Annotated in this window: 19 protein-coding genes, 1 tRNA gene and 1 pseudogene; 10 read left to right on the top strand and 11 right to left on the bottom strand. The window is 62.2% G+C overall.

The window, feature by feature from the left end; translation table 11 throughout:
* Nucleotides 1-95: 95 nt before the first annotated feature.
* Nucleotides 96-1742 (top strand): FAD-dependent oxidoreductase, encoded by a 1647-nt coding sequence (locus RRU_RS07830; protein WP_011389262.1) that lies wholly within the window; start codon nucleotides 96-98, stop codon nucleotides 1740-1742.
* A 15-nt stretch (nucleotides 1743-1757) separates the two neighbouring features.
* Here the strand turns inward: RRU_RS07830 and RRU_RS07835 are convergent, their stop codons facing one another.
* Nucleotides 1758-2216 (bottom strand): hypothetical protein, encoded by a 459-nt coding sequence (locus RRU_RS07835; protein WP_011389263.1) that lies wholly within the window; start codon nucleotides 2214-2216, stop codon nucleotides 1758-1760.
* 176 nt (nucleotides 2217-2392) lie between these two features.
* Between RRU_RS07835 and RRU_RS07840 the strand changes: the two genes are divergently transcribed.
* The 5 genes from RRU_RS07840 (at nucleotide 2393) to RRU_RS07860 (ending at nucleotide 5868) form a co-directional block, all read left to right on the top strand.
* Nucleotides 2393-3046 carry a PRC-barrel domain-containing protein gene (locus tag RRU_RS07840; RefSeq protein ID WP_011389264.1) on the top strand — a complete coding sequence of 218 codons (654 nt, stop codon included), beginning with the start codon at nucleotides 2393-2395 and terminating at the stop codon, nucleotides 3044-3046.
* Entirely contained in the window at nucleotides 3033-4133 is a 1101-nt protein-coding gene (locus RRU_RS07845; RefSeq protein ID WP_014626189.1) for a tetratricopeptide repeat-containing glycosyltransferase family 2 protein, read from the top strand. The genes RRU_RS07840 and RRU_RS07845 overlap by 14 nt, the downstream gene beginning before the upstream one ends.
* A 264-nt stretch (nucleotides 4134-4397) precedes the next feature.
* Nucleotides 4398-4688, top strand: coding sequence for a nucleotidyltransferase family protein (locus RRU_RS07850; protein WP_011389266.1), 291 nt, complete (start codon nucleotides 4398-4400; stop codon nucleotides 4686-4688).
* 53 nt (nucleotides 4689-4741) lie between these two features.
* The gene (locus RRU_RS07855; protein ID WP_014626190.1) at nucleotides 4742-5092 is read left to right on the top strand and encodes a hypothetical protein; all 351 of its coding nucleotides are present in this window, start codon (nucleotides 4742-4744) and stop codon (nucleotides 5090-5092) included.
* Between the two features lie 23 nt (nucleotides 5093-5115).
* Nucleotides 5116-5868: an HNH endonuclease gene (locus RRU_RS07860; protein ID WP_148265472.1), complete on the top strand. Its 753-nt coding sequence runs from the start codon at nucleotides 5116-5118 to the stop codon at nucleotides 5866-5868.
* Between the two features lie 636 nt (nucleotides 5869-6504).
* Here the strand turns inward: RRU_RS07860 and RRU_RS07865 are convergent.
* The 3 genes from RRU_RS07865 to RRU_RS07875 all read right to left on the bottom strand — a co-directional run bounded on the left by RRU_RS07865 (nucleotide 6505) and on the right by RRU_RS07875 (nucleotide 8489).
* On the bottom strand, nucleotides 6505-6912 hold the full coding sequence (locus tag RRU_RS07865; protein WP_148265473.1) for a hypothetical protein: 408 nt from the start codon (nucleotides 6910-6912) through the stop codon (nucleotides 6505-6507).
* A complete protein-coding gene (locus RRU_RS07870; RefSeq protein WP_148265474.1) occupies nucleotides 6905-7279 on the bottom strand; it encodes a hypothetical protein in 375 nt (124 codons plus the stop codon). Before RRU_RS07870 ends, RRU_RS07865 begins: the two co-directional genes overlap by 8 nt.
* 368 nt (nucleotides 7280-7647) lie before the next feature.
* Nucleotides 7648-8489, bottom strand: a protein-coding gene (locus tag RRU_RS07875) for an IS5-like element ISRhru6 family transposase (protein ID WP_085977020.1) whose coding sequence is annotated in 2 segments (ribosomal slippage) — nucleotides 7648-8117 and nucleotides 8117-8489 — 843 coding nt in all. Because the reading frame shifts where the segments join, the coding sequence is not laid out codon by codon here.
* Nucleotides 8490-8750: 261 nt separating this feature from the next.
* Here RRU_RS07875 and tnpC point away from each other — a divergent pair.
* Nucleotides 8751-10102, top strand: a pseudogene (gene tnpC, locus RRU_RS07880) (IS66 family transposase).
* 223 nt (nucleotides 10103-10325) lie between these two features.
* Complete coding sequence (locus RRU_RS07885) at nucleotides 10326-10532, top strand: hypothetical protein (RefSeq protein ID WP_011389273.1); 207 nt, start codon at nucleotides 10326-10328, stop codon at nucleotides 10530-10532.
* 116 nt (nucleotides 10533-10648) lie between these two features.
* Here the strand turns inward: RRU_RS07885 and RRU_RS07890 are convergent.
* The 4 genes from RRU_RS07890 to RRU_RS07905 form a co-directional block, all read right to left on the bottom strand.
* Nucleotides 10649-10724, bottom strand: a tRNA-Glu gene (locus tag RRU_RS07890).
* Nucleotides 10725-10855: 131 nt separating this feature from the next.
* Nucleotides 10856-11062, bottom strand: coding sequence for a cold-shock protein (locus RRU_RS07895; protein WP_011389274.1), 207 nt, complete (start codon nucleotides 11060-11062; stop codon nucleotides 10856-10858).
* Between the two features lie 275 nt (nucleotides 11063-11337).
* The gene (locus tag RRU_RS07900) at nucleotides 11338-11982 is read right to left on the bottom strand and encodes an MBL fold metallo-hydrolase (protein WP_011389275.1); all 645 of its coding nucleotides are present in this window, start codon (nucleotides 11980-11982) and stop codon (nucleotides 11338-11340) included.
* A 98-nt stretch (nucleotides 11983-12080) separates the two neighbouring features.
* Nucleotides 12081-12869, bottom strand: coding sequence for a bacteriohemerythrin (locus RRU_RS07905; RefSeq protein WP_011389276.1), 789 nt, complete (start codon nucleotides 12867-12869; stop codon nucleotides 12081-12083).
* 289 nt (nucleotides 12870-13158) lie between these two features.
* Here RRU_RS07905 and RRU_RS07910 point away from each other — a divergent pair, with 289 nt between their 5' ends.
* Nucleotides 13159-13689 (top strand): nucleoside 2-deoxyribosyltransferase, encoded by a 531-nt coding sequence (locus RRU_RS07910; protein WP_011389277.1) that lies wholly within the window; start codon nucleotides 13159-13161, stop codon nucleotides 13687-13689.
* 15 nt (nucleotides 13690-13704) lie between these two features.
* On the opposite strand, the gene RRU_RS07915 is transcribed toward RRU_RS07910, so the two are convergent.
* Nucleotides 13705-14337 (bottom strand): NUDIX domain-containing protein, encoded by a 633-nt coding sequence (locus tag RRU_RS07915; protein ID WP_011389278.1) that lies wholly within the window; start codon nucleotides 14335-14337, stop codon nucleotides 13705-13707.
* A 47-nt stretch (nucleotides 14338-14384) separates the two neighbouring features.
* Nucleotides 14385-15023: a ParA family partition ATPase gene (gene parA, locus RRU_RS07920; RefSeq protein ID WP_011389279.1), complete on the bottom strand. Its 639-nt coding sequence runs from the start codon at nucleotides 15021-15023 to the stop codon at nucleotides 14385-14387.
* Nucleotides 15024-15353: 330 nt separating this feature from the next.
* On the opposite strand from parA, the gene ettA reads away from it, so the two are divergent.
* On the top strand, nucleotides 15354-17033 hold the full coding sequence (ettA, locus tag RRU_RS07925) for an energy-dependent translational throttle protein EttA (RefSeq protein WP_011389280.1): 1680 nt from the start codon (nucleotides 15354-15356) through the stop codon (nucleotides 17031-17033).
* Nucleotides 17034-17107: 74 nt separating this feature from the next.
* Here ettA and RRU_RS07930 read toward each other — a convergent pair whose 3' ends face one another.
* Complete coding sequence (locus RRU_RS07930) at nucleotides 17108-17749, bottom strand: MlaC/ttg2D family ABC transporter substrate-binding protein (RefSeq protein WP_011389281.1); 642 nt, start codon at nucleotides 17747-17749, stop codon at nucleotides 17108-17110.
* Nucleotides 17750-17935: the final 186 nt, after the last annotated feature.

Below are 17935 nucleotides of genomic sequence, written 5' to 3' on the forward strand. Positions count from 1 at the left end.
GCGGTGATCTCGCGGAAAGCCGCTGTTTCCTTTTCCGCTCGCCGCTTTCGCACCGTGATGGCGAAGCGAATCGTCGTGAGGGAGTTTCCCGCCTAATGCCCCGCTGCGATCCCCGGGACGGCGACACCCCCCGGCATGACGCTTTGGCCGCCCTTCAATCGGGGGAGGTCTTCGATCTGCTGGTCATCGGCGGCGGCGCCACCGGCTGTGGCATCGCCCTGGATGCCGCCGGCCGGGGTCTGCGTACGGCCTTGGTCGAGCGCTTCGATTTCGCCGAGGGCACCAGCGGCCGCAGCACCAAGCTGGTTCATGGCGGCGTGCGCTATCTTGAGGCGGCCGTCCGCCATCTTGATTCCGCCCAGTACCATCTGGTGCGCGACGCCCTGCGCGAGCGCTGGGCCTTCCTGGCCAATGCCCCCCATCTGTGCGATCGGCTGTCGCTGATCACCCCGCTCTATTCCTGGGCCGAGGTGCCCTATGTCTATGCCGGGCTCACGCTTTACGACCTGTTGTCGGGCAAGCGCTCGCTGGGTCGCAGCCGGCTGATCGGCCGGGCCGAGGCCTTGGCCCGCTGTCCCATGCTCAAGGCCGAGGGATTGAAGGCCGCGGTGCTTTATTACGATGGCCAGTTCGTCGATACCCGCATGACCATCGCCCTGGCGATGACGGCGCGGCGCGACGGGGCGGTTGTGGCCAATCACGTGGCGCTTGAGGCCCTGATCCACGATGACGCCGGCACGGTGGTCGGCGCCCGGCTGCGCGATGGCCTGGACGGCGCCTCCTGGCCGATCGCCGCCAAGGTGGTGATCAATGCCACCGGGCCCTTCGCCGATCACCTGCGCAAGATGGATGACCCTGGAGCCAAGCCGATCCTGCGGGCGAGTTCGGGCGTTCATATCGTGCTTGAGGGCCGCTTCGCGCCGCCCGACGGGGGCGTGCTCATCCCCAAAACCGATGATGGCCGGGTGCTGTTCATCCTGCCCTGGCAGGGTCACGCCCTGGTCGGCACCACCGAGGGCGAAAGCGAGGTGGTCGACCATCCGCCGGCCAAGGCGGTCGATGTGGCCTATCTGCTGGGCCACCTGCGGCGGTCTCTCGCCCTTGATGTCAGCGAAGGCGACGTGCTGTCGGTGTGGGCGGGGGTGCGGCCGCTGGTCTTCGATCCCGAGGCCATCGGGACCGCCCAACTGGCCCGCGACCATGTGATCATCGAGGATCCATCCGGGCTGATCACCATTACCGGCGGCAAATGGACGACCTATCGCAAGATGGCCGAACAGGCGGTGGACCGGGCGGTGGCGCGCGGCGGGCTCGCCCCGGCGCGGCCTTGCGCCACCGTGTCGCGCAAGGTGATCGGCGGTGAGGCCTTCAAGAAGGACGGCGCGGCGGCTTTGGTCGGGCGCTTCGCCCTGGCCGGGGATATCGCCCGCCATCTCCACCGCGCCTATGGCGACCGGGCGCCGCTCGTCGCCGAGTTGGCGGCGCGCGGGGCGGGCGCCCGTCTGCACCCCGATCATCCCCATATCGAGGCCGAGGTCGTCTATGCCGCCACCCTGGAGGCGGCCGAGCATGGCGCCGATGTGCTGGTCCGCCGCCTGACCCTGGCCCTGGTCGATCGCGCCGCCGCCCGCGCCGCCGCCCCCCGGGTGATCGCCCTGCTCGGCGATCTGCGCGGCTGGGACGCGGCGCGCCGCGCCGCCGAAACCGCCCTGCTTGACGAGCGGCTGTCGGGATCGCTGTAAGGGGCGGCCCTGTTGTTAAAGGCTTTTCAGCCTTTTGGCATTGGCGATGGCCTTCTTGTGGATCGGCGCCAGGGCATTTTTACCAAGCCGGCCGCCGTCCTCGAATGACGTCAAGGCGTAGGCGACGCTGCGCGAGGAGAGGGCCATCATCTCGGCCATGGTCGGCGGTCGTCCGCGCAGGGTCATCGCCGCCACATGCTGGGCCTGGGTCAGGAAGGCCGCCTGCATCGCCCACCAGCCATTGACCATCGCCGCTCCAGCGATTGAGAAGGCTTCGACCTTTTCGGGCACCATCCGCGCCAGTTCCCCGTGGTCGGCACTCAGGGGCGCGCCCATCGCCGTTCGCATGATTTCGCCGCGGGCGGCGATGACATTCTTCGCCGCTTCCATGGTTTCGCCGCCGCGCAGCCCGGTTTGAGCCATGCTGACACTCGCCGCCATCACGCGTGTCCAGAAGGTAAAGGGATCAAGCATTTTTTAGTCTCCAGCCAAAAGGGGAAATCCTCTCTTCAGACAACTTCAAAAGGTCCGAATGTGTCCCTGACATCGTGGTGTTTTTCGCCCAAGTCCTCCGATTGTTGGGTAACGCATTGTGCGCGGCCGCGTTACTCGCCCGCCAGAGCGGGGCCGCCAGGGCCGAAAGGATCATCATGGGGGGGAACTTGGAAACCTTGGCCGGGTGGAGCGCGCCGATCGCCACGGCGATCGCGGCGATCATGACGGCGTCCAATCTCAGCGCCCGGGTGACCGGCTGGGGCTTCGTGGTCTTCACTATTGGCTCGCTCAGCTGGTCGGTGGTCGGCCTGACCACGGGGCAGACGACGCTGCTCATGACCAACGGCTTTCTGACGCTGGTCAATATGCTGGGCGTCTGGCGCTGGCTGGGTCGTCAGGCCCATTACGAGGACATCGGCCAAACGGCGGTTTCCCTCAGCGAGACCTCGGCGGCGCCAACCCTGGTCACGGCGGGCGCCTTGTCCGGGATGAGCGTTCACGCCGAGGGCGGCGAAAGCGTCGGCACGGTGGTCGAGGCGATGCTTGAAAGCGACAGCGGCCGGCTGCGCTTTGTCGTGGTCGGCAGGGGGGGCGTGAGCGGTATCGGCGAGGCGCTTGTCGCCATCGATCGCGGCGCCTTGCGCTTTCACCCCGACCGTATCGATCTGGCGATGCCCGCCAGCGTCTTTCAGGCCCTGCCCGAATGGGCTCCCGGGGCCAATCCCGCCGGCCTTGAAGATCCGCGTCCGACGGGTAAGGTGGCGGGGAAACCCCGCAGCCAGGATCCCAGACCCGATGACAAGCCTTAGCCTGTGTATGATCATGCGCGACGAAGAGCGGCTGATCCCCGAATTCCTTGATCACAGTCGCGGTCTGTATGACCAGTTCGTGGTCGTCGATACCGGATCGGTCGATCGCACGGTGCCGTTGTTGACGGCGGCGGGGGCGGAGGTGCATCGCCAGCCCTGGCGCGATGATTTCGCCCGGGCGCGCAATGAAAGCCTGCGTCACGCCACAGCCGACTGGATCTTGGTGCTTGATGCCGATGAATTTCCCCAGGAGGGATTCGCCGAGGAGATCCGCGCGCTGATCGCCAGCCCGGGCGTCGGCGCGGCGACGATTCTGCGCCATGACGAACAAAAGAACGGCATCGTCCGCAAGGCGCGGCCGCTGCGGCTGTTTCGCAACGATCCCGGGGTCGCCTATCGCTGCCGCATCCACGAAGACGCTTCGGAAAGCATCGCCGCCATGCTGGCGAAAAGGGGGGAGCGCATCGCCGCCCTGGAAACCCCGGTGCGCCATGTCGGCTATCTTCCCCAGCATATGACCGGGCAAAACAAGGAACGCCGCGACGAACGCCTGCTGAAGCTGGCGCTGAAGGACGACCCCAAGGATCTGTATAGCCGCTATAAGCTGCTGGAGCTGTACCGCTTCTGGGGCAAGGCCGCCAAGACGGCGCCGATCGCCAGGGAGTGCCGGCGGCTGATCGAAGCCGGACAGCGCATCGTTCCGGCCCATATCGCCGGCGATCTGGTCGAGATGATCCGGGCCGCGCTGTTTGCCAAGGATGCCGAGGGCGGCTTGGCCTTTCTGGAGTCGATGGCGCCGGTCGCCGACCAGACCGGGCATTACCATCTGGCCTGCGGCCTGCTGCTGGAAAACAAGGCGTGCTTCGCCGAGGCCGGCGACCGATTCCGCCGGGCGATGGCGGTGGCCACCCTTGATCCGGCCCGCGCCCTGATCGAAACCCGCGCCCTGGCCGGGCTGACCCGGCTGGCGATGGCGCAAGGCGATATGGCCGGGGCCAAGGCCCATGCCCTTGACGCCGCGCGGATCTCCCCCGACGACGCCGAGATCGCCCTGGCTTTGGGCTTCCTGGAAAGCTTGCGGCTATGAGGGCGGCGGCCGGAGTTTTTGACTGGCCGGAGTGTTATGCGGAAAGCAGAAGAGGGGGTGTAGGAGGGGCTGGCGCGCCGTGGCGCTGACCGCGAGCCGGAAAGAAAGTGGCGTGCCGACGGTGACGAAGATGCGTACTGGACGGCGTTGATTCCGTTGGATGGGTGATAGCGCTGTTGATACTAACTGCGGCGTGCTCACGCTAGCTAGCCAGCCAAGCGGTCTCGACTTATAATTTTCTTTCTCGAATGGAATGAGGGGACCATGCGCCCTTCGGAAATTGTCGCCTGCCATCGCGTCTCGCTCCTCGATGTTACCAGCCGATATGGGCTTTCCAACGTGCGGAGGTTCGACTCAGTGGCACTTGGAGAAGACCTGGACGGCAGCGATATCGGCCTGCTTGCCGATACGGCCCAGGGCACCTCGCTAATGACTCTTGCACGTACCCGACGGAAGGCCGAGGAATTGACTGGCATCCAGATCGACATTCATATGCTGAGCAGTATCCACGAACGATATCGATCAGCCGTTTTGAAAGACGCCAAGCCGCTGTGACCAACCAAAGACCGTCAAGCTGGTGGCACGACGTCGGAGCATGTCTTGAAGACATGCTCAACACCGCGAAAGCGATCGAACGCTATACCGATGGCGTCTCCCGCGAAGCGTTTTTGCAAGACACGGAAAAACAGATCGAAATCCTGGGCGATGCTGCGGATCGGTTGATGAAATCTGATGCCGCCTATGCCGTGAACTTTCTGGGTATTCCCCTTCGCGACATCAAAGTGAGGTGGTGTCTATTTTGTTGGTCGATCCGGCGTATGCGGGCGCAGCCTGCATACGTTGAGAGTTTCGCGATTGCTGACCATGACGGTGAGAGCGCGGCGCTATCGGCGACAGTGGCGGAGATCCGCAGCCAGGCGAAAGATTTGGAGCGGTGGAGCCGGGCTTTCCAGCGTTAGAGATAGTTGAGGACGAGGTAATCATGATGGATCTTGCCCAGCCAGTGTATCGATACACAGACTGCATGTATCAAATTGCGGAGCACATTAACCAAGAGGTGATTGCACCACTAGAAATAAAAGATGATATATTCATCGATTTTCTGGCGGATAATCACGATAGAGGTGGCGTAAAATCTCGCATCGCCAAACCATATAAGAGAACATTACTTCATTCTTTTATCACCAATCTCACAAATGCCGCGCATGAGGAGGTTTTTGAGGTCGCAGAAGTCGAATGCAAGAATCTGCGTGCGCTAGTTACCCAAGCTGGCCTTCTGGCCCCCTCATGGATTAATGAAGATGATATCCATGATCACATAGATGACTTAGACAAGCTCTGTCGTAAAGCCGTAGATTTAATAACCCCAACGGTATTTCATTTGTTGTTTTCTGATCGGAATTTGCTTTTTCGATTCCAACAGAGAATCGCGGTCCATAGCAGCGCACATCAAGAGAACGCCCCAGGGAGCACGGGGAGGATTGCTCGCTGTAGAGTGCCCGGATGGCTCCGCAAAGCGGTTTTCTACAGAGATCAAGGGCGATGCCAGCTATGTTTCAGCGACCTAACTGGCCTTATTTCTCCCGCTGTAAATGTTCATCTCGACCATATGGTGCCTTTGGCTTCGGGAGGCAGTAACGATCCCACAAATTTTCAGCTCGCATGCAAAAAATGTAACACCTCAAAAGGATCTAAATTGAAGGCGGAACCTGCGAGGTTCATGCCGTACTGGTAGGTTTGCTAATACCAAGCTGCGTTGATCGGAACCGATCGGCGGAGGTCCTCAGTGGCAAGTGTGGCGCTTCCGTGCCACAAGGCGCGCGGCCCCTTGGGCCTAACCAAGCTGCATGAGTTTCACTCAATGCAGCTTGGTATAACACCTTCTAAACGGCTTGTCGGCGGCCTTCGTAGACATCGAGGGCCTGATTGATGCGCCTGCGGTCATCATCGTTGCCGCCTAGCACAGCGGCTCCGGATGCGGTCGAAGCGTGAAATTGGATGCGACCGCAGGGATTGGCGTGCCGACGGTAACGAAGATGCGTGCTGAACGGCGTTGCTTCCGTTGGATTGAGGAATAACGACATGGGGTGTTCGGGCGCAGTGCTGAAACGAAATAGCCGAAGGCGACATTCGTTAAGAGTGGCAATTTGATGACCGACACCGGAGACCAAGTCCTTACGCCATGAGGGGAACATGTTTCCTCAAGCAGAGGTCAGAGGTTTGAAGCAAAACCTACCGTTCCTGGTCCGCCAGGGGGCTCATCGTATAATTAAAATCCGGCGAGACTCAGCGTTCATACATTTGAAACGGAACGCAAGGTATCAGTCAGGCAAACGAATCAACAATAACACCGGCACAAGATTGATATATTTCAGTCGTGAGCAATATGAAGGGCGACAAGAAAAGCCCCTATTGCTGAGAAAATGCTGGAAATTAGCAGGCCCGTAACAGAAATTTGGCTGGAAGTTACAAGAGACAACACCGTAGACAGACCTGCGCCAAGTATGATGCCGCCAATTGTTCCAAAATGCCGAAAAATTCTGTTATGTGAACTGCTTGTCAAATACTGTTGCGCTTGCTGGACATGCGCCGCAGAAATGCCGTCAGATTGATGCCTCTTTGAGATCTTTACGGATTCTTCGACTAAATCGCCAATATACGCCGCTATCACCTCGTTGAGAGTAGCAAACGCGCTCTGAGAAAATGGTTGCGCATCGACCCTAGAGAGAATCGGATCTAATTTATCTTTAGCAAAAATAGCAACAGACTTCTCATCCATTCTTGGGCTCCAGTGTCCGAGATGGATTTGCGCTGCTCATATTTATTGTTGATAAATACGCAAAAACAAGCATGTTCTTTATTCTTCTCACTTTCTTATTTTTCGCACGAAAAAAGATTATAAATAGAATCATAGATGAAAAGAACAATATTATCACCAACACAACAGCAATAGTAAATATTGTTTCTTTTGTAAAAATTACACTATTAAGCGCTAATGGTTTGTCCAGAGCAATATAGCTCGCAATATTGCTGACAACTGCTGCGATAGTACTTACGGCGGTAGCAACCGCGGTAGCAACCTCTACCTTTTTGTTTTCTGGCCACAAGCTCTTCATCTTCGACCAGATTTTTGGCAATGCTCGCATCGGCAGATATCTCTAATTTCACAGCAAAATCGTGGCCTTTGACGGATTATATCCCATCCCCCCGACCCTCCAGGCAGTCATGTCAAGGATACCGCCAATCCCCCAATTGAGTGATTATTGGCGAAACGTAACCTCATGAAAAGCTAATTGAGGCGACAGCTTTGCTCGGCAAACAGAAACCCTCGGTTCCGTACGTGCGGTCAATTTGAGGGCTGAAAGCTCCGGCCTGACGATCTGGTTCTTGAATCGGGAAGCAGAACCTCACCAGAACTGAAATGGCGGCTTCGTGGAGGCGTTGTTCGTATTTTCAGAACGCGACATAGCGAAGAACCGGCGTAGGAGAAGTTAGAGTCCGTCCGCGAAGTTTCCTATGATTTCCGGAGCCTTGCGATTCTGCGCAGCATGAGGCGAATCATGGCGAGACGCAGGAAGGCCAGAGCCATCCGGGACAGGTTCTCGAAGTCCTTGGCAAGGCGTCGGCAGCGGCCGAGCCAGCCGAAGGTACGTTCGACGATCCAGCGTTTTGGCAGCACCTCGAATCCCTTGGTGGTGTCGGAGCGCTTGACGATTTCCAGGTGCCACATCCCCAGTTCGCGCACCGCCGCCGCCGTGGAAGCTCCTTGGTAGCCGCCGTCGGCGAAGACGCGCTCGATGAACGGGAACAGGCGGCGGACCTCCTTTAGCACCGGCAACGCACCATCGCGGTCCTGGACATCGGCGGGCTGGATGTGGGCCGCCAGGATCATGGCGAGCCTGTCGACGACGATGTGCCGCTTCTTACCTTTGACTTTCTTACCTGCGTCATAGCCAGACGGGTCGATCCGCGCCCCCCTTTTTCCGCGCCCTTGACGCTCTGGCTGTCAATGATCGCCGCCGTCGGGCTGGCTTCCTTGCCCACCAATTCCCGCACCTCGACAAAGAGTGCGTGGTGGATACGGGCCAGGGTGCTATCCCATTCCCACAGCCCGAGATACTCATGCACCGTGCTCTTGGGCGGCAGGTCCTTGGGCAGGGCCCGCCACTGGCAACCGGTCATCAGCACGTAGAAAACGCCATTCAGCACCTCGCGGATGTTCACCGTCCGCCACCGGCCGCCCCGCTTCGCCGGTGGGATCAGCGGTTCCACCAGCGCCCATTCCTCATCCGTCAGGTCGCTAGGGTAGCGCAACCCATGCCGCTCATAGACCCTCCGGTTTTCCTTCGTCCACATCCTGCCCCCCCCGAATTCGTTTGGGAAGCCATGGAATCACAAATGATTCATCGGACTCAACAACCTTCCGGACGGGCTCTTAAGGGCGAGATAAAAGCATGTGCTCACTTCAGCCGCAAGCCATTGACATGACTTGCGCTTTTCCGTACTACGCCGGTCTAAAGTGAGCATGTTCTCCCATATTGTCTAATGCTTTCGTAATTGCTCACGTAGCTGGCAAAATTGGTTGCGCGGGGGCTCCAAATATGAGTCAGCGTATGGATGAAACTTCCGATTCGCTATCTCCTGAGTGACGCCGAGAAAGACGCCCTGCTGACGGAGCAGGCGGCGCTGATCGAGCGCATGGCGGCACGGATTGCCGAGCTTGAGGCGTCAGTCGGCAAGCCGAAGAAGACCTCGTCCAATTCGCATATCCCACCGTCAAAAGATGGCCCGGGCCGAGAAAACCGGAAGCCCCAGCTCCCTCGGAAGCAGCGGCCATCGCGTCCTGGCGTGTCGCGCCCGTTGACCGAAACCCCGGACAAGACCGAGCGCCGGATGGCCGATATCTGCCCGCATTGCGGAACGGCCACGCCCGAGGCGGGGCAGCGTTGCCGCCATCGCTATGACCATATCGACCTTCCGCCGATCCGCCCGGTGGTGACGCGGGTCGAACTGTTCGGCGGCCGGTGCGGCTGCGGCAAGCGTTATCGGGCCGAGGCTCCCGCCGGCATGGAGCCGGGGACGCCATTCGGGCCGGGCATCCGCTCGCTGCTGCTCTATCTCCATCACAGCCACCATGTCGGCTTCGAGCGACTGTCGCGGATGCTCCAGGAATTGTTCGGCTTGGCCATCTCAGAAGGCGCCATCGCCAATGCCTTTCGGCAGAGCCAAGCCGGTTTGGACCAAGCCCGGGCGGCGATCAAAGCCAAGCTGCTGACCGCCCGAATCATCGCCTCGGACGAAACCACCACCCGCGTCGATGGTGTGACCCAGTAGCAATGGGTGTTCATCTCGGATCAGGCGGTTCTGCATGAAATCGCCCCGCGCCGGGCCAAGAGCGTCGCCGAAACCATGCTGAACGGTCACCGGCCCGAAATCTGGGTTTCGGATCGCTATGCAGGGCAACAGGATCTGGCCCGCGTCCATCAAGTCTGTCTCGCCCATGTTTTGCGCGACGTGCAATACGCCATCGACAGCGGCGACACGGTGGTCGCGCCAAAAATCCGCGACCATCTGCGATGGGCCATCCGGGTCGGCAAGCGACGATCCGACTTGAAGAACAGCACGCTGGCCGCCTATGCGGCGAAGGCCGAACGACGCCTCGACGCCCTGGTCGGCCACCCCGCCGCCCATCCCGCCGGACGGCTTTTGCAGCGGCAAATCAAGGCGTGGGGCGCGCCAAGTTCTTCGTCTTCCTGACCGACCGAAGCGTGCCGCCCACCAACAACGTCTCCGAACGGGAAATCAGGCCCTCCGTCGTCTTCCGCAAGGTCACCAACGGATTCCGCTCCGACTGGGGCGCCCAAATCCATGCCGGATACCGATCCGTCACCGGCACCGCCCGCCTGAAAGGCCAGACGGCCTTCGCCGCTGTTCGCGCCCTCGTCGATGGCCAATTCGCCATCGCCTGAGCCAGGACGCCACCCCCGTGAGCAATTACAAGAGTAGATTGTCCCGCAGGCAATGAGTGGCCTAAGTCACGCCTGATGGCGAGGACGAATTAAAGCGCCCAGTTTCCTGCAGGTTTCTCTGGTTTGGTTGCGGCGTGCTTTACGACTCCATCGAGGTCGGCGCAATCGAGCTTTCCTCTCTGCTGCTTAAAGTGGCTAGTCGTGATGGGTTATTCGTCGTGGCTTGGCGCTATTTGCGGCTGATTGTATTGAGCTTTTTGCCAAGCGCGCCCTGATCGAAACCCGCGCCCTGGCCGGGCTGACCCGGCTGGCGATGGCGCAAGGCGATATGGCCGGGGCCAAGGCCCATGCGCTTGCCGCCGCGCGGATCTCCCCCGACGACGCCGAGATCGCCCTGGCTTTGGGCTTCCTAGAAAGCTTGCGGCTATGAGGGGGGCGCGGCCGGAGTTTTTGACTGGCCGGAGTGTTATGCGGAAAGCAAAAGGGGAGGGGGTAGGAGGGGCTGGCGCGGCGCGCCGTAGCGCTGACCGCGAGCCGGAAAGAAAGTGGCGTCCCCAACGGGAATCGAACCCGTGTCTTCAGCGTGAAAGGCTGATGTCCTGGACCGCTAGACGATGGGGACGCCGTGGGCGATGCCCGGGAGGGCACCGCCTAAAGCCGCTTCGGTACGGTCCGTACCGCCGCGAGAGGGCGCTTTCTATCGAACCCTAAGGAACAATGCAAGCCCTCATTTTTGAGAAGTGTAAATTACCCTTAAAGGGGCTTCAGGTTCGACGCGGCCATCTTGCCCGAACGGCCACGCTCGAGCTCGAAAGCGACCTTCTGGCCTTCGCGCAGGCTGTCGAGACCGGCCTGCTGAACAGCGGTGATATGCACGAAAACATCGGCCGAACCATCATCGGGCTCGATGAAACCGTAGCCCTTCGTGCCGTTGAACCATTTCACGGTGCCAGTGGACATGCGTCTGCTCCCTGGTCTGGTTGTTGCCCCGTGCCCGATTGCCCGGGGCTGTAATTTTCGACGACGGTCAGACCAGAAGCCGGCCAAATAGGCAGCCGCGGAAAGCCTAGGCGAAAATCGATTTGCGAAATCTGGCGCAAACCAACGCACCTTGCAAGAGGGTTCCGCACACGAAAAGCCCGTTTAGCTTTGCAACCGGAACGAAAGATCGGCCCTCCGGTATCGTATCACCGAAGGGTGCCTTGGCCGGCGCGATGGGCTGAAAGCGCTGAGAATCAGGCGCCATGCTCAAGATAGGGATTGGTGCGGCGCTCCTCGCCCAGGGTTGAGAGCGGGCCATGGCCGGGGATGATGGTGACGTCGTCGCCCAGCGGCAGCAAGCGGTCATGGATCGAGGCGAGCAGCGTGGCGTGGTCGCCGCGCGGGAAATCGGTGCGACCGATCGAGCCGCGAAACAGCACGTCGCCAACCTGGGCGACCCGGGCGGTGGGCTCGAAAAACACCACATGGCCGGGCGTGTGGCCGGGGCAGTGCAGGACCTCGAGGGTCAGGGCGCCCAGGCTCACCTTGTCGCCCTGGACAAGCCAGCGATCGGGCACGAAGGACCGCCCCTCGGGAAAGCCAAAGCGCAGGGCCTGATCGGCCATGCCTTCGATCAGGAAGGCGTCGTCGGCATGGGGGCCCTCAACGGGCAGGCCCAGGCGCTCCTGGATCTCGGCCACGCCCCCGGCATGGTCGAGGTGGCCATGGGTGACCAGCAGCTTTTCCAGGCGCACCCCGGTCTTCTCGACGGCCTGGAGCAGGCGATCGACATCGCCGCCCGCATCGACCAGGGCGCCGGCCATGGTCTCGTCGCACCACAGGAGCGTGCAGTTCTGCTGGAAGGGGGTTACGGGAAGGATGGTGGCTTTCAACGCCATGGCGGATCTCGGACAAGGGGAAAAGAAGGGGCGGGATGGGGGATCGGGTGATCACAATGCCCTTGGCCGCCTCGCCTTCGCCACCGCCAAATCCGCTTTCAGGGGACCAGGACGCGAAATCGCGGTTGATCGGCGGCGCGGATGTGATCGACCAGCCAATGATCAAGGACATCGCGGGCGAAGGCGCTTGGGCTCATCTCGCCTTCAAGCAGGCGGCGGCCGGCGTGGTCCAGGGTCTCAAGGAAATGGCTGTGGGCCAAGGCGTGGTGGGGATCGCTTTCGGGCCACAGGGTTTCCTCGGTGCGAAAATGCAGCCGCATCAGGGTGTTCAGGCCATGGAGCAGGTTGGCGAGGTGGCCGGTGTCGGCGCGGCCGTCCAGGCGGTGGAAGCGGGTGGCCAGACGCGACAGGGCGCGGTGGTGGGAATCGATGCGCGCATTGCCGGTATCAAGCGAGCGGTCCCAGGGGCGCGGCGCCGGGTGGGGCAGATCCGGACGCTCGGCGGCGTCCAGGCTGGTCCAATATTCGCTATCGGTCACCAGTTCGTGCTCGATCAGCATGTCGGTCATCCGCGCCACCACCTCGGTCGCCGGAAAGGCCGCGCCGAACTCCAGCCGGTCGACCTGTTCGCCCAGGGTATCGATCAAGCGGGTATGGATACGGGCATGGCGCTCGGCCCCGGCATAGCCGACCGAGCGCATGATGATTTCCTCTATGCCGAAATGGTCGCGCAGGAGGTCGAGAAAGCCTTTCAGGCCGACCAGGGTCTCGGCGCGGTTCTGCGGGCGGGTGGCGATCTCGCCAAGGCTGGCCAGGGCGGCCATCAGGCGGCGGTGGCCGTCATCGATCAAGGCGTTTCCACATTGGGGGAGGGAGGGGGTCGTCACGGGTCGATCAGCCCCTTTCAAGGCAAGGGTCGGGGGATGGTGGTCTGACGCGACCAAGCAAAAACACGGCCGATGAACTGTGAAATTTGGAATTGATAAAATTTAGTCAGGGCCGCGCGAGAACGCCAGCACCCTTTTCGATCCGGGCGACAGTGGGGTCTTGGCGTGGCCGGCGAGGGCCGAGGTTGGCTTTCGCGCGAAGCCCTGTGTCTTTTGCCGGCCCTTATGGTATGGGATCGGACCGGCGAAGGGGGCGCGCCCCTTCGCCTTCCTTGTCGCCGAGGCGCCCATGACCGACCGACCCAAGATCTATCTCGCCGGTCCCGAGGTGTTCCTGGCCGAGAGTCAGGCGGTGGCCGAGACGATGAAAGAGCGCTGCGCCGCCCAGGGGCTGGTCGGGGTTTTTCCTTTGGATAGCGCGCTGGATCTGGCCGGGAAGCCCCCCGCCGTCCAAGCCAAGCTCATCTATGAAGCTAATATCGCCCTGATCGGTCAATGCGCCGGCGTGGCCGCCAATATGAGCCCGTTTCGCGGCCCGTCGATGGATCCGGGAACCGCCTTCGAGATCGGCTATGCGGCGGCTTTGGGCAAGCCGGTGGTCGGCTATGCCAGCAATGCAGGCGATTACCTGACCCGCGTCCGCGCCTGGGCCGGCGGGACGCTGCGCCGCGACGGCGGGCGCTGGCGCGATGGCCAGGGCTGGGAGGTCGAGGATTTCGGCCTGAGCGACAATCTGATGATGGCCCGCGCCGTGCGGTCGGTCGAAGACGGCTTCGATGCGGCGTTGATCGCCTTGCGCGCCGCCTTCGACGAACGATAGGGGGGTAAGGCGGGGTTAGGCCGCCGAGGATCCGGGGGAGACATCGCCGGTGCGCCAGCGCGCGCGCAGCGAGGCCCGGTTCAGCGCGAACCAATAACCGGCCAGGGCGGCGGTGGCATTGGTCAGGGCGCCGCTTTGGGCCAGATCGATGAAGGCCTCGGCGGCCATGGGAACAACGCGGATATCCTCGCCTTCCTCGGCCAGCCCATGAACGCCGCCGGCGGCGCGGCTGTCGACCCGGCCGCAATACAGCGCGACGGTTTCGGTCATGACGCCGGGCGAGACGAAAACCCGGGTGATCGGCACCAACTCGTCGGGGATCAGGCCGCATTCCTCCTGGCATTCGCGCCGCGCCACCGCTTCGACGGTTTCCCCGGCGTCGATGATGCCGGCGACGATCTCGAGCATCCACGGCTCTTCGCCCGCCGCCCAGGGGCCGGGGCGGAATTGTTCAATCAGCACCACCACATCGGCATCGGCGTCATAAAGCAGCACGGCGGCGGCATGACCGCGCTCGAACACCTCGCGGACGATTTCCGGGCCGGTCGCCCCCGAATAAAGCTCGTGGCGCAACCGCACGCGGTCGACATGGAAATAGCCGCGAAAGGCGGCGGTCCGCTCGATAACGCTCACCTTGGTCGGTCGCATCGGCACACAGGCTCCAAGATAAAGGGGAAGAGGGAAGAGGGAAGGGATCAGGACAGGTGGGCCAGGACTTCCCCGGCCAGGGCGCGGATTTCCTCGGCGGCGCGCGAGCCGCGGTCGGTCTCGACCACGCCCTTGCCCTCCAGCAGGCTGGCGGCCAGGGCGGTACGGTTGCCGATGCGGGTTTTGGCGATCGGCAGGTCATCGGCTTGCAGCCGGGCTTCGATCACCTCGGGCAGGCGGCCGCGTGGCGGCACCCGGTTCAGCACCAAAAGCACCTCGGTGCGTTCCTTGCGGGCAAGATCGAGGGTCGCCGCCGTCGCCCACAGGTCCATCGGACTGGGCTGGATCGGCACCAGCACGATATCGCCGGCGCGCACGGCGGTGCGGGCCTCGGTTTCGGCATGGGGGGGCGTATCAACGATGACGATGTCATAGGAATTGCGCAGGCGGTCAAGCTCGGTGCCCAGGCGCCAGCCGGCGACATCGGACAGATGCAGGCCGCCGGCCCCGGCGTCCAGGGTTTCGCCGCGCAGGCGGTGCCAGGCGGCAAGGCTGCCCTGGGGATCGATATCGACCAGGGCGACCGTCCGTCCGAGGGCGGCATAGGCCACGGCCAATTGGGCGACCAGGGTGGTCTTTCCCGCCCCCCCCTTTTGTTGGGCGATGGTGATGATGCGCGCGGCCATGGCTTGCGATCTCCCCGGAGCGATCGGGCCGGACGGTGGAGGTCCGGCGGATAACGCGAGGCTAAAGCAAGGCCAGAGCCGAACACAAAGTATTTGTGCGCCGCGGGGAAAGGACAAGCGGGGGTATGCCCCGTCTTGTCACGGCCAGCCCCGCGTTGCATCGCGCCCGGGGCTGGGTTACAAAGGCCCACCGCGCCCTTGTGTCCGTGCGCTGCGGCGACGACGGACGCTTGCTTTGGAAGGATCAGGCCCCTCTCGGGTCGGCCCTGTCTTTTGCTGAAGTCCAGTCCACTGGGCGCTCCCTCTTTCTCCAGCAATGCGGAGCGGCCCATGGCCTCCTATCAGTATGTCTATGTGATGAAGAACCTGAGCAAGGTCTATCCCGGCGGGAAGGAGATCTTGAAGGGGCTTTCGCTCTCGTTCTTGCCCGGGGCCAAGATCGGCGTGCTCGGTCCCAACGGGGCGGGCAAGTCCACCGTTCTGCGCATCATGGCCGGCATCGACAAGGAGTTCGGCGGCGAGGCCTGGGCCGCCGATGGCGTGAAGATCGGCTATCTGGCCCAGGAGCCCGATCTCGATCCGGCCAAGGACGTGATGGGCAACGTGATGGACGGCGTCGGCCCGATGAAGGCCCTGCTCGATCGCTTCGAAGAGGTCAGCGCCAAGTTCGGCGAAGTCGTCGATGACGACGAGATGAACGCCCTGATCGCCGAACAGGCCGAAATCCAGGAAAAGATCGACGCCGCCGACGGCTGGGACCTGCAGCGTCAGGTCGAAATCGCCATGGACGCCCTGCGCTGCCCGCCCGGCGAGGCGGATGTGACCAAGCTGTCGGGCGGTGAACGCCGCCGGGTGGCCCTCTGCCGCCTGCTGCTGTCCAAGCCCGACATGCTGCTGCTTGACGAACCGACCAACCATCTGGACGCGGAATCGGTGGGCTGGCTGGAACACTTCCTTCAGCAATATCCGGGCACCGTCGTGGCGATCACCCATGATCGCTACTTCCTGGACAATGCCGCCAATTGGATCTTGGAAGTCGACCGCGGGCGCGGCATTCCCTATGAGGGGAATTATTCGACCTATCTGGAGAACAAGCAAAAGCGCCTGGAGCAGGAATCCCGCGAGGAGGGGGCGCGCGACAAGACCATTTCGCGCGAACTGGAATGGATCCGCCAGTCGCCCAAGGCCCGTCAGGCCAAAAGCAAGGCGCGTATCACCGCTTATGAAAACCTGGTGGCCTCGGCCGGAAGCCAGAAGGTGGAAAGCGCCCAGATCGTCATTCCCATCGCCGAACGCCTGGGCGGCGTGGTGATCGAGGCCGAAGGGCTGACCAAGGGCTTTGGCGACCGTCTGCTGATCGACGATCTGACCTTCCGCCTGCCGCCGGGCGGCATCGTCGGCGTCATCGGCGCCAATGGCGCGGGCAAGACGACGCTGTTCAAGATGATCACCGGCAAGGACCAGCCCGACAGCGGCGCCATCCGCATCGGCGAAACGGTGCGCCTGGGCTATGTCGACCAGAGCCGCGACGCCCTCGACCCCAACAAGACCGTGTGGCAGGAAATCTCCGACGGTCAGGACGAGCTGGATCTGGGCAAGCGCAAGATCCCCAGCCGCGCCTATGTCGGCCAGTTCAACTTCAAGGGCAGCGATCAGCAAAAGAAGGTCGGTCAGCTCTCAGGGGGCGAGCGCAACCGGGTGCATCTGGCCAAGATGCTGAAGTCGCATGCCAATGTGCTGCTGCTTGACGAACCGACCAACGACCTGGACGTCGAGACCCTGCGCGCCCTGGAAGACGCCCTGCTGGAATTCGCCGGCTGCGCCGTGGTCATCTCCCATGATCGCTGGTTCCTTGACCGCATCGCCACCCACATCCTGTCCTTCGAGGGCGACTCCCATGTGGAATGGTTCGAGGGCAACTTCGAGGCTTACGAGGCCGACAAGAAGCGCCGCCTGGGCGCCGACGCCGACCAGCCCCATCGCCTGAAGTACAAGCCTCTCAGCCGCTAAAACTTGCGGCTTGGCCAAAGAAAAGGGGGGCGCCGACGATCAGGTCGGCGCCCCCCTTTTTTGACGTGATCACCTTAGCCGGCGCGGGCGCGCAGCTCGGCGATCTTCTTTTCCAAAACGGCGTTGAGGCCGGTCATCGACCCGCTGTTTTTGAGCACCGAGCGGTATTCGCTCTGGAAGGTCAGGGCCATGCTGACGCCTTCGACCTTGAGGTCGATCACGCCCAACTGGCCGCTCGGGGCGGCGCGCAGCACCCAGATCACCTGCATCGGCTTGTCATTGGCCTTGCCGATCGCGGTGGTGACCTCGTGAATGGTGCCGCCGCGCGAGTCCCGGCTTACCGAATTGACGACCACGATCTTCTGGCCGCCGTAATCACCGAAGCGGCTGCCCCAGTTGATGACGTTCAGGTCGCGGAACAGGCTGAGGAATTTGGCGCGCTCGTCCTCGGTGGCCTGCTTCCAATAGCCGCCGACGACGAAACGGGCGATGAACGGCATGTCGAAGGCGGTGTCGAGCAGGGTCTCGAAGCGCTTGATACGCTCGCTGGGCTCGACATCGGCCTTTAGAATATCCTCGATGGCGTAACGGCTCAGTTCCTGCACGAAGGCCGACGGGTCGGTGGGCAGGGGTTGCATGGCACGGGCCGACGACGGGGCCATCGCTCCAAAAACCAATACCAGCACCGCAAGCGGCGCCAAGATGCGTCGAAGCATGGACATTGCCCCTCTCATTTGCGCATTGTCGAAAAATAAGATCAAAACCAAACTGTTCCCGTCGCGCGCCGACTGTCGGGCGCCCGGCGACGGTCTGGCGGAACCTGGGCAGTGCCTAGCACAGCCGCCCCCATAACTCCACCCCACCAATATCGGTTCGTCGGCGCGGTTCCACACCCCGTGGCG

The sequence above is a fragment of the Rhodospirillum rubrum ATCC 11170 genome (assembly GCF_000013085.1).
GTDB lineage: Bacteria > Pseudomonadota > Alphaproteobacteria > Rhodospirillales > Rhodospirillaceae > Rhodospirillum > Rhodospirillum rubrum.